This window comes from Micromonospora sp. NBS 11-29 (assembly GCF_002140155.1).
Classification (GTDB): Bacteria; Actinomycetota; Actinomycetes; order Mycobacteriales; family Micromonosporaceae; genus Micromonospora.
Genome location: NZ_NAPR01000011.1, coordinates 218,197 through 233,566 on the forward strand (window position 1 = coordinate 218,197; position 15,370 = coordinate 233,566).

Below are 15,370 nucleotides of genomic sequence, written 5' to 3' on the forward strand. Positions count from 1 at the left end.
TCCCCTCAGGCCCGCGCCGCGCCGGCCCCGGCGACGTACCGCTCGTAGCCCTCTTCTTCGAGCTTGTCGGCCAGCTCCCGGCCGCCCTGCTCGACGATCCGCCCGGCGACGAAGACGTGCACGAAGTCCGGCTTGATGTAGCGCAGGATGCGGGTGTAGTGGGTGATCAGCAGCAGGCCGGTGTCGCCGGTGTCGCGGACCCGGTTCACGCCCTCGCTGACCACGCGCAGCGCGTCCACGTCGAGGCCGGAGTCGGTCTCGTCGAGGATGGCCATCTTCGGCTTGATCAGTTCGAGCTGCACGATCTCGTGCCGCTTCTTCTCGCCGCCGGAGAAGCCCTCGTTGACGTTGCGCTGGGCGAACGCCGGGTCCATCTGGAGCTTCTCCATCGCGCCGCGCAGCTCGCCGGCCCAGGTGCGCAGCTTCGGCGCCTGGCCGTCGATGGCGGTCTTGGCGGTACGCAGGAAGTTCGCCACCGACACGCCGGGAACCTCGACCGGGTACTGCATGGCCAGGAAGAGGCCGGCGCGGGCCCGCTCGTCGACGGACATCGACAGCACGTCGGCGCCGTCGAGGGTCACCGAACCACCGGTGATCTCGTACTTCGGGTGGCCGGCGATCGAGTACGCCAGCGTCGACTTGCCGGAGCCGTTCGGGCCCATGATCGCGTGGGTCTCACCGGAGCGCACGGTCAGGTCGACCCCGTGCAGGATCGGCTTGAGCTCACCCTCGGGCAGCTTGACCGACACCTTCAGGTCGCGGATCTCCAGGGTGCTCATTATCGGGTCACTCCATTGCTCGGCGTCATGCTGACGTAGATCTCGCCGTCGCGGACTTCGACGGGGTAGACGGGTACGGGTTCGGTCGCGGGCAGCCCGGTGGGCTCACCGGTACGCAGGTCGAAACGGGATCCGTGCAGCCAGCATTCCAGCGTGCACCCCTCCACCTCGCCCTCGGAGAGCGCCACGGCGGCGTGCGAGCACTCGTCACGCACGGCGTAGAACGCGTCGTCCTCGCCGTGCACGACCGCGATCTGCACGCCGTCCACGTCGGCGCTGATCACGGTGCCCTTCGGCACGTCCTCGCTCGCGCAGATCCTGATCATCAGGCCCCGGCCTTCGTGAGCCGGGCCTCGATCGCGTCGCCGAGCCGCTCGCGCAGGTCCTCGACCGGGATCTTGTTGATCATCTCGGCGAAGAAGCCGCGCACCACCAGACGCCGGGCCTCGCCCTCCGGGATGCCCCGGGCCATCAGGTAGAAGAGCTGCTCGTCGTCGAAGCGGCCGGTGGCGCTGGCGTGCCCGGCACCGGCGATCTCGCCGGTCTCGATCTCCAGGTTCGGCACCGAATCGGCTCGCGCGCCGTCGGTGAGCAGCAGGTTCCGGTTGATCTCGTACGTGTCGGTGCCGGTCGCCTCGGCCCGGATCAGCACGTCGCCCACCCAGACGGTGTGCGCGTCGTCGCCCTGGAGCGCGCCACGGTAGCCGACGTTGCTGCGGCAGTCCGGCACGGTGTGGTCGACGAGCTGCCGGTGCTCCAGGTGCTGACCCGAGTCGGCGAAGTAGAGGCCGTACAGCTCGGCCTCGCCGCCACGCTGGGCGTACTCCACCGAGGTGTACTGCCGGACCAGGTCGCCGCCGAGGCTGACCTGCACGTGCACGATCTTGGCGTCGCGGCCCAGCCGCACCCGCAGGTGCTGCGCCTGGACCGCGTCGTCGGCCCAGTCGGCGACCGTGACCAGGGTCAGCTTCGCCCCGTCCGCCACCGCCACCTCGACGTTGTCGGCGAGCGTGGCCGAGCCGACGTGCTCCAGCACCACGGTCACCTCGGCGAAGCGGCCCACCTCGACGAACGTGTGGCCGAACGCGGGCGCCTCCGCGCCCTCGCCGACCACCCGCAGGCGCACCGGCGCGTCCACCACCGCGTCGCGCTCGACCCGCACCAGCAGCGCGCCGTCGGCCCCGCCGTACGCCAGCGCGCTGACCCGGTCGAACGGGGTGAGCACGCTGCCCACCCGCGGGTCGTCGCGGCCGATCCGGTCGACGGTGACGCCCTCGGGCAGGTCGCCGTACTCGTGCCGGACCGTGCCGCGCGACGACCCGGAACCGTCACCCGTCAGGCCACGCAGGCGCTTGAGCGGGGTGAACCGCCACTCCTCCTCCAGGCCGGTCAGGGCCGGGAAGTCGGCGACGTCGTACGAGCGGAGCGCCTGCGACTTGGTCGTGGGCGGCGCGGAAGCCTGGGTAGTCATCTCTTCCTTGGTCTGTTCAGCGACAGCGGTGTCAGTGGAACCGGAGGGCGGGCGGCGTCAGCCGACCGCGCCCTCCATCTGCAGCTCGATCAGGCGGTTGAGCTCCAGCGCGTACTCCATCGGAAGCTCCTTGGCGATCGGCTCGATGAAGCCGCGCACGATCATCGCCATCGCCTCGTCCTCGCTCAGACCCCGGCTCATCAGGTAGAAGAGCTGGTCCTCGCTGACCTTGGAGACGGTCGCCTCGTGCCCCATCGACACGTCGTCCTCGCGGATGTCGACGTACGGGTAGGTGTCGGAGCGGGAGATGGTGTCGACCAGCAGCGCGTCGCACTTGACCGTGCTGCGGCTGCTGTGCGAGCCCTCCAGCACCTGCACCAGGCCCCGGTACGACGTGCGGCCGCCGCCCCGGGCGATCGACTTCGACACGATGGTCGAGGAGGTGTGCGGCGCGGCGTGCACCATCTTGGCGCCGGCGTCCTGGTGCTGGCCCTCGCCGGCCATGGCCACCGAGAGCACCTCGCCCTTGGCGTGCTCGCCGGTCATGTAGACCGCCGGGTACTTCATGGTGACCTTGGAGCCGATGTTGCCGTCGACCCACTCCATGGTCGCGCCCTCGTGGCAGACGGCGCGCTTGGTGACCAGGTTGTAGACGTTGTTCGACCAGTTCTGGATGGTCGTGTAGCGGCACCGCGCGTTCTTCTTGACCACGATCTCGACGACCGCGCTGTGCAGCGAGTCGGAGGAGTAGAGCGGCGCGGTGCAGCCCTCGACGTAGTGCACGTACGCGCCCTCGTCGACGATGATCAGCGTCCGCTCGAACTGGCCCATGTTCTCCGTGTTGATCCGGAAGTAGGCCTGCAACGGGATCTCCACGTGCACGCCCTTCGGCACGTAGATGAACGAGCCGCCGGACCAGACGGAGGTGTTCAACGCGGCGAACTTGTTGTCGCCGACCGGGATCACCGTGCCGAAGTACTCCTTGAAGATGTCCTCGTGCTCGCGCAGCGCGGTGTCGGTGTCGAGGAAGACGACGCCCTGCTCCTCCAGGTCCTCACGGATCTTGTGGTAGACGACCTCGGACTCGTACTGCGCCGCGACGCCGGCGACCAGCCGCTGCTTCTCCGCCTCCGGGATGCCCAGCCGGTCGTAGGTGTTCTTGATGTCCTCGGGCAGGTCCTCCCAGCTGGTGGCCTGCTTCTCGGTGGACCGGACGAAGTACTTGATGTTGTCGAAGTCGATTCCGGTGAGGTCGGCGCCCCACGACGGCATCGGCTTGCGGCCGAACAGCCGCAGGCCCTTGAGCCGCAGGTCGAGCATCCAGGCCGGCTCGTTCTTCTTGGCCGAGATGTCCCGCACCACCGCCTCGTTGATGCCGCGCTGGGCGGACGACCCGGCGACGTCGGGGTCGGACCAGCCGTACTCGTAACGACCGAGGGCGGCGAGCTGCTCCTCCTGGGTCAGGGGCTGGACGATCTGCTCGGTCATCTATCTGTCCTCACAGTGGTGACGGTGGAACCGGACTGGGCGGGAATGTGCGTGGTGCACACGCCGTCGCCGTGCGCAATGGTGGCCAGGCGCTGCACGTGGGTGCCGACCAGACGGGAGATCACCGCGGTCTCGGCCTCGCACAGCTGGGGGAACTCGGCGGCCACGTGCGCCACCGGGCAGTGGTGCTGGCAGAGCTGGCCGCCGGAGGCGATCGTGGACGCGTTGGCAGCGTAGCCCTCGGCGGTCAACGCTCCGGCGAGCGCCTCCGCCCGCGCGATCGGGGCGTCGTCGGCGTCCTCCACGGCCGCCCGGCAGCGGGCCTCCAGCGCGGCGACCTGCTCGGCCGCGAACGCCGCGACGGCCTCGGTCCCGCCGGTGCGGGCGATCCACCGCAGCGCGGCGGTGGCCATGTTGTCGTAGTGGTGGGTGCCGCAGCGCACCCGGGCCGCCTCGGTCAGCACGAAGACCTTCGCCGGTCGGCCCCGCCCCCGGCTGCCCCGCACCGCCTGCTCGCGGGCGACCACGTCACCGTCGGCGAGCATCGCGTCGAGGTGGCGGCGGATCGCGGCCGGGCTCAGGCCCAGCGCGGAGCCGAGCTGCGCGGCCGTGGTGGCGCCCCGCTCCAGCAGGAGCTGGGTCACGCGGCCCCGCGTCGACAGGTCGGCGGGCGCGCCGGCACCGGCGACCGCACTGGTCACCGACCCTCCGGACAGCTCCGCCGCGTTTTTCACAACGACAACGTTACGTAATTCGCGGGAGGCCCGCAAACCCGGGGTCCGGTGATTCCGGCCACCGGGGTGGCGGAGTCACCCGATCGGGATCAACTACGGTGCGTAGGATTCGCTCCGTGAAGCGTTCCGTCCGGTTCCCGGTCTCCCCCACGCTGCTGCGCCGCCTCGCGCTCGCCTCGATCATCGCGAACGTCGCGATCGTGGTCACCGGCGGGGCGGTCCGACTCACCGCGTCCGGACTCGGCTGCCCCACCTGGCCCCGGTGCACCGACGAGTCCTACACCACCACCGCCGAGATGGGCGTGCACGGGGTGATCGAGTTCGGCAACCGGCTGCTCACCTTCGCGGTGGGGATCATCGCGCTCGCCGTGGTGCTGGCCGTGCTGGCCCAGCGCGCGCGCCGCCGAGGGCTGCTGCCGCTGGCCGTGGGCGTGCTGTTCGGCATCCCGGCCCAGGCGGTCCTCGGTGGCATCACCGTGCTCACCAACCTCAACCCGTGGGTGGTCGGGCTGCACTTCCTCGCCTCGATGGCGGTGATCGCCGCCGCGTACGCGCTCTGGCGGCGCACCGGCGAGCCGGACGGGCCGACCACGCCGACCGTGCCGGCGCCACTGCGTACCCTCGCTCTGCTCACCACGGTGGTGAGCGTGGCCGTGCTGGTCGTCGGCACCTGGGTGACCGGCAGCGGGCCGCACGCCGGCGACCACGGCGCGGCCCGCAACGGCCTGGCCCCGGAGACGATCTCCCAGGTGCACGCGGACGGTGTCTTCCTGCTGGTCGGTCTCTCCGTGGCGCTGCTCTTCGCGTTCCGGGCGGTCGGCGCGTCGCGTGCCGCCCGGGCCGCCGGGGTGCTCCTCGCGGTGGAGCTGGCCCAGGGCCTGATCGGCTTCGTCCAGTACTTCACCAACCTGCCCGCGGTGCTGGTCGCCGCGCACATGCTCGGCGCCTGCCTGGTGCTGCTGGCCACGCTGGGCGTGCTGTGGAGCACCCGGGAGCGCCAGCCGGCCCGGCCGCCGGCGACGCCGGCCACGCCCGCCGCCGAACCGGTGGGCGCCGCCGCCTGAGAAGGGCGTTACCACCGGGCGGGAGCGGGAAAGCGGCCACGGACCGTACGCCCGAGGGGAGCCGCCGGTGTCGCGCAAGGGTCTCGCCACGACCACGCCGCAGCGGCTGACCCCGGTGGCCGGTGCGCCGCTGTGGTGCGACGCCCACGAGCACGGGCTCACCGGCGACGGGGTGACCAACGACCAGCCGGCCCTGGCCGCGCTGGTGGACCGCCTCGGCGCGGGATACGACGCGGACGGCCGGGCCCGGGTGATCTACTGCCCGCCCGGCCTCTACTCGATCCGCGACGCCGGCACGGTCTGGCGCAGCGGGGTGTCGCTGATCGGCGCCGGCCCGGCCGCCACCCGGTTCCTGCTCAGCAACGAGGGCAACCGCGCCGACCCGGTGCCGCTGGCCTTCTGGACCACCGTGCAGCACGGCGCGGACCGGGACCGGCACATCGCCGACTGCACCTTCGCCGACTTCGAGATCGACGGCTCCGGGGTGGGCCAGACCGCCTACGACTACCTGGCCAAGGGCCTCGGGTTGCAGTACGTCGTGCGCGGCGTGTTCCGCAACCTCTACATCCACCACACCGGCGCGACCGGCCTCGGCTGCGACTTCCTCCAGGACGGCCTGATCGACGGCGTCGTCACGGTCGGCTGCGGCCGGCTGGACAACGGCCAGCAGATGGGCGGCGCCGGGATCGGCGTCGGCATCGGCGGCTGGGGTGACGTGGAGCGGCTCACCATCGCCAACTGCACCACGATCGGCAACGGCACCAACGGGATCTTCCTGGAGCTGCAGAAGGACTACTGGACGCCGCCGCGCGGCATCCGCATCATCGGCTGCCACAGCCAGGCCAACCGGTTCGGCATCTCGGACTGGGGCGCGGACGGACTGATCGTCTCCGGCTGCACCATGACCAACAACCTGGAGGCCGGCTTCGACGTCTCGGCCAACGGCACCGCGGGGATCGCCGGACGCGGCGGGCTGCTCACCGGCTGCGTCATCGACCGCAACGTCGGCGACGGGATCAGCATGGGCAACACCCCCGGCCCGTACGCGGTGCAGGCCAACCGGATCAGCCGCAACGGCGGATACGGCTACCACGAGCACGACCTGGGCCGCGGCTACCGGGGCGCGGCCGCGGACGTGGTCATCCAGGACAACGACATCCGGGAGAACGCGCTGGACGGGATCCGGATCGACCGGCCGATGCTCGACGCCTCGATCGTGGGCAACCGCATCCGGGACAACGGCCACCGCTCCGCGCCGGCCCACCACAACTCGGGCGACGCGGTGCGCTACGCCCCGCGCGAGGTGACCGACCGGGCGGCGGGCTGGCCGGCGGGCGGCCACCGGGGCAAGGTCGTCCGGGTCGACTCGCGGAGCGCGGTGGTCGCCGACAACACCGCCGACCGGCTCGCCCTGGCCGAGGTACGCCCCGACGGCGCCACCGCCTGGAACGAGGCCGTACCCGGTCCCGGCGCGGCGTACGAGCTGCCCCCCGGGCCGCCGGACTGCGCCGGGATCACGGTCGCGGCCCCGTTCGACTCGGCCACCGTGCGGGGCAACCGGATCTGGCACCGGGACGCCGACACCCAGGCGTACGGGCTGTGGGTCACCGAGGCGGGCAGTTGCGTGTCGTGCGCGGTCGAGGACAACGACCTCGCCGGGTCGGCGGCGGCGCTGCGGCTGGACACCCCGCCGATCGGCGGTCGCTGGGACCGCAACCACACCGGACGCGACTGATCCGCTGCCTCAGCCGGCCTCGGCGACGAAGGCCAGCACGACCAGGCTTCCGTTGCTGACCGCGTGGGCCACGATCGGCACCCAGAGGTTCCGGTAGCGGTGCAGGAGCCAGGCGAAGAGCAGACCGGCGAGAAGCGCGCTGACGGTGTTGAAAACGCGGGGCAGGTGGGCCACGGCGAAGAAGGACGCCGACAACCCGATGGCGGCGACGGCGGGCATCCGGGCGGCGAGCCCCTGGTAGAAGATGCCCCGGTAGAGCAGCTCCTCGTAGCACGGCGAGACGACGGCGCCGAAGGCGAACGCGAAGGTGAACTGGGCCAGCAGGCTCCCGGCGGGATAGCCGCCCTCACCGCCGCCCCCCTCGACCAATGCTGCCGGCAGCACCACCACCAGGACGAGCGTGGCGACGGCCTTCGCCACGCCCCAACCGGCCCCGGCGGCGACCTGGCGGCGCCCGGGACGCGTCAGCCGGAGGGGCCGCCGGATGGCGCCGAACCGGTGGTGGACGACCGCGAGGCCGACCGCCAACTGGGTGCCGTTGATCAGCGCCCAGGCGACGCTTGCCGACGCCATCTCCGACATGCCCAACCGCGCCGGCCCCCGGGCCAGCACGTCCGCCACCGCGGAGTTGGCCAGCCCGATGCCGACGGCGAACACGAGAGCCAGGTCGAGCCAGCTGAACCGGCGGGGATCGTCGTCCATGGCGGCAACTTTAGGCTGCTGACCTATATCGGTCAAATGACCGACGATCTATGATCGCAGCGTGCCCAAACTGGTGGACCACGAGGAGCGACGGCGACATCTCGGCGCCGCCGCCTGTGTCGTACTGGCCCGTGCGGGCTCGGTCGGGATGACGGTGCGGGCCGTGGCCGCCGAGGCCGGAATGGCGCTCGCAACCGCCCAGCACTACCTGCCGACCCGGGAACGCATGGTCCGGGCCGCCATCGACCACCTGGCCGCCCGGGTGGTGCGGCGGGCCCGGGGAATCCCCGCCGACCCGGTCACCTCGGAGGTGATCCGGCAGGCGGTGCGCGAACTCGTCCCGCTCGACGCCGAGCGCTCCTTCGAGGCGCGGGTCTGGCTGGTCCTCACGGCGGAGGCGCTGGTCGACGCAGAGATCGCCACGCTCCTGGCGCAGAGTGAGGTCGAGCTCCGGTCGAACCTCAGGCGACTGCTCACCCGCGCCCAGGCCGGCGGTGCCATCGACGCCCGGGTGGACCCGCGGGACGAGGCCGCCGCGCTGGCCACCCTGCTGGACGGCATCACGGTACGGGTACTGACCACCGGACTGGACCCCGCCGAAGCCGGCGAGGAGATCGACCGGCACCTGGCCCGGCTCGCCCGGCAGCGCGACCGCGAACCGCTCACCGGCGGCGCGGGTGCCGGCGGTCGGGCCGAGTCAGGGGCGTCCGCGTAGGCGCGCTCGGCCGGACGGCGGGTGGAACTCGACGGGCCGGGCCAGCGGTCAGGGACGGCGGGCCAGGTGGGTCACGACTGCCTCGGCGAGCCGGTCCGGTGCGCCGTCGGCGTATCCGACGAAGAGGCTCGGCTCGGTCAGCTCCACCTCGACCAGCACGGGCGAGCCGTCCGGGCCGGGAATCAGGTCGACCCGGGCGTAGAGCAGCCGGTCGGCGCCACCCGGGACGGCGGCCAGCACCTGCTCCGCCACGGCCCGCTGCTCGTCGGTGGCGGCGCGGGCGTCGATCCGCTCCTGCCGGTAGAGCGCGGTCTCGCCCCGGTCCGGGCCGGTCAGCATCGGCCCCTTGCGGATCGCGTGGCTGAACGACAGGCCGTCGGGGCCGGCCAGGAAGAGAAGCGCGGTCTCCCCGGCGGTGTCCACCGCGTCGAGGTACGGCTGGACCATGGTGACCCGCCCGGCGTCGGCGAGCCGCCGCGCGTGCGCCGAGGCCAGCTCGCGATGCTCCGGGTCGGCCAGGTCGTAACGCCCGGTGTCGAGGCTGCCGGCGCTGATCGCCGGCTTGAGCACGTACTCCCCGGAGGCGGGTGGCTTCCAGCTCTCCCCCGGCGTCACCCACACCGTCGGCACGGTCGGCACACCGGCGGCGGCGAGGTCGGCCAGGTAACGCTTGTCGGTGTTCCAGTCGACCACGTCGGCCGGGTTGACCAGGGCCGGGACGGAACGCGTCCAGGCGACGAACTCGTCCCGCCGGGGCATGTAGTCCCAGGGCGAGCGGAGCACGACCAGGTCGTACCCGGCCCAGTCCACGGCCGGATCGTCCCAGACCGCGGCCTCGGCGTCGACGCCGCGGGCGGCGAGCGGACCGAGCGCGAGCCGGTCGTCCGGGTCGAGGTCGGGCAGAGCGGCGCAGGTGACGAGAGCGACCCGGGGTTTCCCCCGGGTCGACTGGTGGTGGTGGGTCATGCGGTCAGGTGTATGTCAACGGGCCATCGTGCGCCGGGCCATCGACCGCCACAGGTCGTTGCTCGGGCGCATCTGGTCCATCAGCTCACGCTCCCAGGCGTTCTCGACGTCGACGCCGGCCTTGGCGCATGCCTGCCGCGCCACGTCGGTGCCGTCGGCGAACTGGTCGGCCCACGCACCGTCGGAGCCCACGAGGACGATCCGGGCGCCGCGCTTGCCGACGTACTCGATGACCGCCTTCGCGCCGCCGTGCCCGGCGGCGAACGACTTGATGCCCGCGACCAGGCCGTTGGGGGCCTGTTCGGCGGTCTGATCAGCCGTCAGCGTCGTATCGGAACCATCTGCCATGACGCGAAGCCTAAGCAGACTTCCACCCGGATGTGCGAGAACCATGAACTGAATGTGATGCCAATTACCCGGCGGTTTAAGCGGAACCACAGGCGTTTTGCCCGCATTTTTCGCCTATTTTACTTCAAAACGGTTGGCCAAGATCGTCACATTCGTCCTAGAAAAAATTCCGATGAACCGTCCTCAGGTATGGGAAACCATCCACCCGGATCACTCCTAGCTCGCGCGCCTCCTCGGCGAAGCGGTCGCGGGTTGCCAGTTCGGCGAAGTGGCGGTATCGGGCGGTTCCGGATGACACCACCTCGCCGAACTGGACTCCTGTCACGTCACCGGCCGGCCGGGCCGGTTTTTCGCATTTGTCCACCCCGTGGGCGATCCTCCGTGCCGGCACTTACGAGCCGTGGGCGGGCGGGTGCCAGTTCGGCGAAGTGGCGGTGTCCGGCTCGCCCTGACCCCGCCCCTTCGGCGAGCCGGTGTCGATCATGTAATTCAGCACCGCCCAGCCCGTTCCGAGGCACCCATGGTGTTCCACTCGCCGCTGACATCGGCCGTGGGTGGAACGCCATGGGTGTCATACCCGCCCCGACACACCCATGGTGTTCCACTCACCGCCCGCACTGGCCATGGGTGGAACACCATGGGGGCAACACCCGCGGCAACGACTGGTCGAGCGCCTTGCCGCCAGGTCGGCGAGGTGGCGGTATCAGTTCGCGGGGTTGCCGCCACTTCGCCGAAGTGGCGGTCGGGTCCACCGTGAGCGCCACGGCTGCCGCGCGCCCCGGGCGCGTGGCAGGCGGGGCTGGTCAGAGGAGGGCGTCGAGGGCGACGGCGGCGAAGAGGATGGTGAGGTAGGTGGTGGACCAGTGGAACAGCCGCATCGGCTTGACCGCCTCGCCCCGCGACGCGCGCCGGCACAGCCGGTGCGCCTCGACCACGAAGATCCCGCCGACGACCAGCGCGGTCACCCCGTAGATCGGGCTCATCCCGAGCGGCCAGACCGCCAGCGAGGAGAGCAGCGTCAGCCAGGAGAACGCGATGATCTCGACGTTGACCCGGCGGACCGAGGCGACCACCGGCAGCATCGGGATGCCGGCCCTGGCGTAGTCGTCCTTGTACTTGATGGCCAGCGCGTAGAAGTGCGGCATCTGCCAGAAGAAGACCACCGCGAACAGGCCCCAGGCGGCCGGGGCCAGCGAGCCGGTGACGGCGGCCCAGCCGATCAGCACCGGCGCGGCTCCACAGGCCCCGCCCCAGAAGGTGTTGGCGGCGGTGGTCCGCTTCAACCAGAGCGTGTAGACCAGGTCGTAGTACGCGATCGCGGCCAGGGTCAGCCCGGCCGCCAGCCAGTTGGTGGTCGCCGCCATCAACGCCACCGAGACCACGGCCAGCACCAGCCCGAAGACCAGCGCGTTGCGCGGCGAGACGGTGTGCGCGGGCAGCGGCCGGCGCTTGGTACGCCGCATCAACTGGTCGATGTCGCGGTCGATGTAGCAGTTGAGGACGCTGGCCGCGCCGGCGGCGAGCGAGCCGCCGATCAGCACCACCGCCACCAGCCACAGCGACGGCAGCCCGCCGTCCGCGAGCATCATCGCCGGCACGGTGGTGACCAGCAGCAGCTCGACGATCCGCGGCTTGGTCAGCGCCACGTACGCGGCCACCACGGCCCGTACGTCCCGCCGGCCCCGNCCGGCAGGGTTGCTGACCGGGCGCTCGGTGATCATGCTCACGGATTGCCACCTTCCGGCTTCGGCGGGGGAGGTCTAGCGGCCCGGACCCGAGCCGGGTCCACACACCGCCCCACACCCTACGCGTCGTCGTTTTGGCTGCCCCGCGGACCCGGTAACGGTGCGGGCCGTCACACCCGGGGTTGAACGACCGGACCGGCCGGAGCGTAGTGAACACCATGCCGAGATCCCCGGGCGGATGTTTAGCGCCGCTCGATAGGGTCATCAGTGAGGGTTCCGCCCATCTGCCGAGGAGCACAACCATCGTGGCTGCCAACCGACCCGAGCTTCCCGCTCTCAACTGGTCCGACCTCGACCGCAGGGCCGTCGACACGGTCCGCGTGCTGGCCATGGATGCCGTGGAGAAATCCGGCAACGGCCACCCGGGTACGGCGATGAGCCTCGCCCCGGCGGCGTACCTGCTCTTCAACCGGGTCATGCGGCATAACCCGGCCGACCCGAACTGGCCCGGCCGGGACCGGTTCGTGCTCTCCGCCGGGCACTCCAGCCTGACGCTCTACATCCAGCTCTTCCTCTCCGGCTACCCGCTGGCCCTGGACGACCTCAAGGCGCTGCGCCAATGGGGCTCGCTCACCCCGGGCCACCCGGAGCACGGTCACACTCCGGGCGTGGAGACCACCACCGGCCCGCTCGGTCAGGGCCTGGGCAACGCGGTCGGGATGGCGATGGCGGCGCGTCGCGAGCGCGGCCTGTTCGACCCCGAGCCGGACCGCGCCGACTCGCCGTTCCGCCACGACGTCTGGTGCATCGTCTCCGACGGGGACATCGAGGAGGGCATCACCCACGAGGTCAGCGCGCTCGCCGGCCACCAGCAGCTCGGCAACCTCTGCGTGATCTACGACGACAACGAGATCTCGATCGAGGACGACACCCGGATCGCCAAGAGCGAGGACGTGGCAGCCCGCTACGAGGCGTACGGCTGGCACGTGCAGACCGTCGACTGGCGCACCGGCGACGCCGACCAGGGCGACTACCACGAGGACGTGGAGGCGCTGCACCAGGCGCTGCTGGCCGCCCGGGCGGAGACCGACCGGCCGTCGTTCATCTCGCTGCGCACCATCATCGGCTGGCCCGCGCCGAACAAGCAGAACACCGGCAAGATCCACGGCTCGGCGCTCGGCGCGGACGAGGTCAAGGCCACCAAGGAGGTCCTCGGCTTCGACCCGCAGCAGACCTTTGAGGTCGACGAGGAGGTGCTCGGGCACGCCCGTCGGGTGCTGGAGCGCGGCGCCGAGGCGCAGGCCGAGTGGAACACCCGGTTCGAGGCGTGGGCGGAGGCCAACCCGGAGCGCAAGGCGCTGTGGGACCGGATGGCCACCCGTACCCTGCCGACCGGCTGGACCGACGCGCTGCCGACCTTCCCGGCGGACGCCAAGGGCGTCGCCACCCGGGCCGCCTCCGGGAAGGTCCTGGAGGCGCTCGCCCCGGTGCTGCCGGAGCTGTGGGGTGGCTCGGCCGACCTGGCCGAGAGCAACAACACCACCATGAAGGGCGAGCCGTCGTTCGTCCCGGCCGGGCACGCCACCAAGGACTTCCCGGGTGACGAGTACGGCCGCACGCTGCACTTCGGCATCCGCGAGCACGGCATGGGCTCGATCCTCAACGGCATCGCCCTGCACGGCGGCACCCGCCCCTACGGCGGCACCTTCCTGGTGTTCAGCGACTACATGCGCCCGTCGGTACGGCTGGCCGCGCTGATGAAGCTGCCGGTGACCTACGTCTGGACGCACGACTCGATCGGCCTCGGCGAGGACGGCCCGACCCACCAGCCGATCGAGCACCTGTCCGCGCTGCGGGCCATCCCCGGCCTGGACGTGGTCCGCCCGGCCGACGCCAACGAGACCGCGTGGGCGTGGCGGCAGGCGTTGGAGCACACCGACCGGCCGACCGCGCTGGCGCTGAGCCGGCAGGCGCTGCCGACGATCGACCGCAGCGAGTTCGGCCCGGCCGAGGGCACCGCCAAGGGCGGGTACGTGCTGGCCGAGGCGTCCAACGGCAAGCCGCAGGTGATCATCGTCGGCACCGGCTCGGAGGTGCAGCTCTGCCTGACCGCCCGGGAGCGGCTGGAGGCCGACGGCACCCCCACCCGGGTGGTGTCCATGCCGTGCCAGGAATGGTTCTTCGCGCAGGACGAGGCGTACCGGGAGTCGGTGCTGCCGCGCGGGGTAAAGGCACGGGTGAGCGTGGAGGCGGGCATCGCGATGTCGTGGCGGGCGATCGTCGGCGACAGCGGCGAGTGCGTGAGCATCGAGCACTACGGCGCGAGCGCGCCCTACACCGTGCTCTTCGAGCAGTTCGGGTTCACCCCCGACCGGATCGTGGCCGCCGCGCACGCGGCGCTGACCCGGGTGGGCGACATCACCGGTTTCACGACCGGCAACTGAGGGGAGCGTTCACGGCATGACGGACAGGCTGAGCGAACTCCAGAACGCCGGGGTGGCGATCTGGCTCGACGATCTCTCCCGGGTACGACTGAGCTCCGGCGGGCTGGACAAGCTGCGCCGGGAGAGCCACGTGGCCGGTGTGACCACCAACCCGACGATCTTCGCCAAGGCGTTGAGCGACGCCGACGAGTACGACTGGCAGCTGCGTGACCTCGCCACCCGCGACGTGGACGTCGAGGAGGCGGTGCGCATGCTCACCACGTACGACGTGCGGTGGGCGTGCGACGTGATGCGTCCCTCCTACGACGCCAGCGCCGGGGTGGACGGCCGGGTCTCGATCGAGGTGGACCCGCGCTCGGCGCACGACGCGGACAAGACCGTCGCCGAGGCGAAGGCGCTGTGGTGGCTGGTCGACCGGCCGAACCTCTTCATCAAGATCCCGGCGACCGAGGAGGGCCTGCCGGCGATCACGAAGACGCTGGCCGAGGGGATCAGCGTGAACGTCACGCTGATCTTCGGGCTGGACCGCTACTCCCAGGTCATGGAGGCGTTCCTCGCCGGCCTGGAGCAGGCCCAGGCCAACGGGCACGACCTGTCCAAGATCGGCTCGGTCGCCTCGTTCTTCGTCTCCCGGGTCGACAGTGAGGTCGACAAGCGGCTGGAGAAGATCGGCTCGGACCAGGCCAAGTCGCTGCGCGGCAAGGCCGCGGTGGCCAACGCCCGGCTGGCCTACGAGCGCTACGGCGAGGTGTTCTCCTCCGAGCGGTGGCAGAAGCTGGCCGACGCGGGCGCGCACCCGCAGCGTCCGCTCTGGGCCTCCACCTCGACGAAGAACCCGGACTACCGGGACGTCATCTACGTCGAGGAGCTGATCGCCCCCGGCACGGTCAACACCATGCCCGAGCCGGTCGTGCACGCCTACGCCGAGCACGGCGAGACGCAGGCCGACACGATCACCGGCGCGTACGACGACGCGCGTCAGGTCTTCGCGGACCTGGAGTCGGTCGGGGTGAACCTGACCGACGTGATCGCCACGCTGGAGCGCGAGGGCGTGGAGAAGTTCGAGGCGAGCTGGCTGGAGCTGCTGGAGGGGGTCAAGAAGTCCCTCGCCGAGGCGGCCAAGGGCGCCGGCAGCCCGCACCGGGCCGCCAAGGGCAACGCGCAGAACGCCCAGCAGGCCGGCGGAAACGCGTGACCGTACGGCGACCGACGCGCGTCCCGGGGCGATGCCCCGGGACG

General features: G+C 71.4%; 14 protein-coding genes. 5 read left to right on the forward strand and 9 right to left on the reverse strand.

Going from position 1 to position 15,370, the window contains the following annotated elements:
• Positions 1 to 5: 5 nt before the first annotated feature.
• Genes sufC through B1205_RS14710 form a run of 5 tightly spaced genes read right to left on the reverse strand, consistent with a single transcriptional unit; the run spans position 6 to position 4,472 of the window.
• Entirely contained in the window at positions 6 to 779 is a 774-nt protein-coding gene (sufC, locus tag B1205_RS14690) for a Fe-S cluster assembly ATPase SufC (RefSeq protein ID WP_089156124.1), read from the reverse strand.
• Positions 779 to 1,105 carry a non-heme iron oxygenase ferredoxin subunit gene (locus tag B1205_RS14695; RefSeq protein ID WP_089156125.1) on the reverse strand — a complete coding sequence of 109 codons (327 nt, stop codon included), beginning with the start codon at positions 1,103 to 1,105 and terminating at the stop codon, positions 779 to 781. The genes sufC and B1205_RS14695 overlap by 1 nt, the downstream gene beginning before the upstream one ends.
• A complete protein-coding gene (gene sufD, locus B1205_RS14700; RefSeq protein ID WP_089156126.1) occupies positions 1,105 to 2,250 on the reverse strand; it encodes a Fe-S cluster assembly protein SufD in 1,146 nt (381 codons plus the stop codon). The genes B1205_RS14695 and sufD overlap by 1 nt, the downstream gene beginning before the upstream one ends.
• Positions 2,251 to 2,307: 57 nt before the next feature.
• Complete coding sequence (gene sufB, locus B1205_RS14705) at positions 2,308 to 3,738, reverse strand: Fe-S cluster assembly protein SufB (protein WP_089156127.1); 1,431 nt, start codon at positions 3,736 to 3,738, stop codon at positions 2,308 to 2,310.
• Positions 3,735 to 4,472, reverse strand: a complete 738-nt coding sequence (locus B1205_RS14710; protein ID WP_089156128.1) for an ArsR family transcriptional regulator — start codon at positions 4,470 to 4,472, stop codon at positions 3,735 to 3,737. The genes sufB and B1205_RS14710 overlap by 4 nt, the downstream gene beginning before the upstream one ends.
• Before the next feature lie 98 nt (positions 4,473 to 4,570).
• Here B1205_RS14710 and B1205_RS14715 point away from each other — a divergent pair, with 98 nt between their 5' ends.
• Together B1205_RS14715 and B1205_RS14720 are read left to right on the forward strand one after the other, a co-directional pair.
• Positions 4,571 to 5,536 carry a COX15/CtaA family protein gene (locus tag B1205_RS14715; protein ID WP_176308600.1) on the forward strand — a complete coding sequence of 322 codons (966 nt, stop codon included), beginning with the start codon at positions 4,571 to 4,573 and terminating at the stop codon, positions 5,534 to 5,536.
• 67 nt (positions 5,537 to 5,603) lie between these two features.
• A complete protein-coding gene (locus tag B1205_RS14720; protein WP_089156130.1) occupies positions 5,604 to 7,271 on the forward strand; it encodes a right-handed parallel beta-helix repeat-containing protein in 1,668 nt (555 codons plus the stop codon).
• A 9-nt stretch (positions 7,272 to 7,280) separates the two neighbouring features.
• Here the strand turns inward: B1205_RS14720 and B1205_RS14725 are convergent, their stop codons facing one another.
• Positions 7,281 to 7,973 carry a CPBP family intramembrane glutamic endopeptidase gene (locus B1205_RS14725; RefSeq protein WP_089156131.1) on the reverse strand — a complete coding sequence of 231 codons (693 nt, stop codon included), beginning with the start codon at positions 7,971 to 7,973 and terminating at the stop codon, positions 7,281 to 7,283.
• A 61-nt stretch (positions 7,974 to 8,034) separates the two neighbouring features.
• On the opposite strand from B1205_RS14725, the gene B1205_RS14730 reads away from it, so the two are divergent.
• Entirely contained in the window at positions 8,035 to 8,688 is a 654-nt protein-coding gene (locus B1205_RS14730; RefSeq protein ID WP_089156132.1) for a TetR/AcrR family transcriptional regulator, read from the forward strand.
• A gap of 48 nt (positions 8,689 to 8,736) precedes the next feature.
• Here the strand turns inward: B1205_RS14730 and B1205_RS14735 are convergent, their stop codons facing one another.
• The 3 genes from B1205_RS14735 to B1205_RS14745 all read right to left on the reverse strand — a co-directional run bounded on the left by B1205_RS14735 (position 8,737) and on the right by B1205_RS14745 (position 11,729).
• A complete protein-coding gene (locus tag B1205_RS14735; RefSeq protein WP_089156133.1) occupies positions 8,737 to 9,654 on the reverse strand; it encodes an ATP-grasp domain-containing protein in 918 nt (305 codons plus the stop codon).
• 15 nt (positions 9,655 to 9,669) lie between these two features.
• On the reverse strand, positions 9,670 to 10,002 hold the full coding sequence (locus B1205_RS14740) for a hypothetical protein (RefSeq protein WP_089156134.1): 333 nt from the start codon (positions 10,000 to 10,002) through the stop codon (positions 9,670 to 9,672).
• A gap of 803 nt (positions 10,003 to 10,805) precedes the next feature.
• Entirely contained in the window at positions 10,806 to 11,729 is a 924-nt protein-coding gene (locus B1205_RS14745) for a heme o synthase (protein ID WP_089156135.1), read from the reverse strand.
• 263 nt (positions 11,730 to 11,992) lie between these two features.
• Here B1205_RS14745 and tkt point away from each other — a divergent pair, with 263 nt between their 5' ends.
• Both tkt and tal read left to right on the forward strand, forming a co-directional pair.
• Positions 11,993 to 14,131, forward strand: coding sequence for a transketolase (gene tkt, locus B1205_RS14750; protein ID WP_089156136.1), 2,139 nt, complete (start codon positions 11,993 to 11,995; stop codon positions 14,129 to 14,131).
• 16 nt (positions 14,132 to 14,147) lie between these two features.
• The gene (gene tal / locus B1205_RS14755) at positions 14,148 to 15,326 is read left to right on the forward strand and encodes a transaldolase (protein WP_089156137.1); all 1,179 of its coding nucleotides are present in this window, start codon (positions 14,148 to 14,150) and stop codon (positions 15,324 to 15,326) included.
• Positions 15,327 to 15,370: the final 44 nt, after the last annotated feature.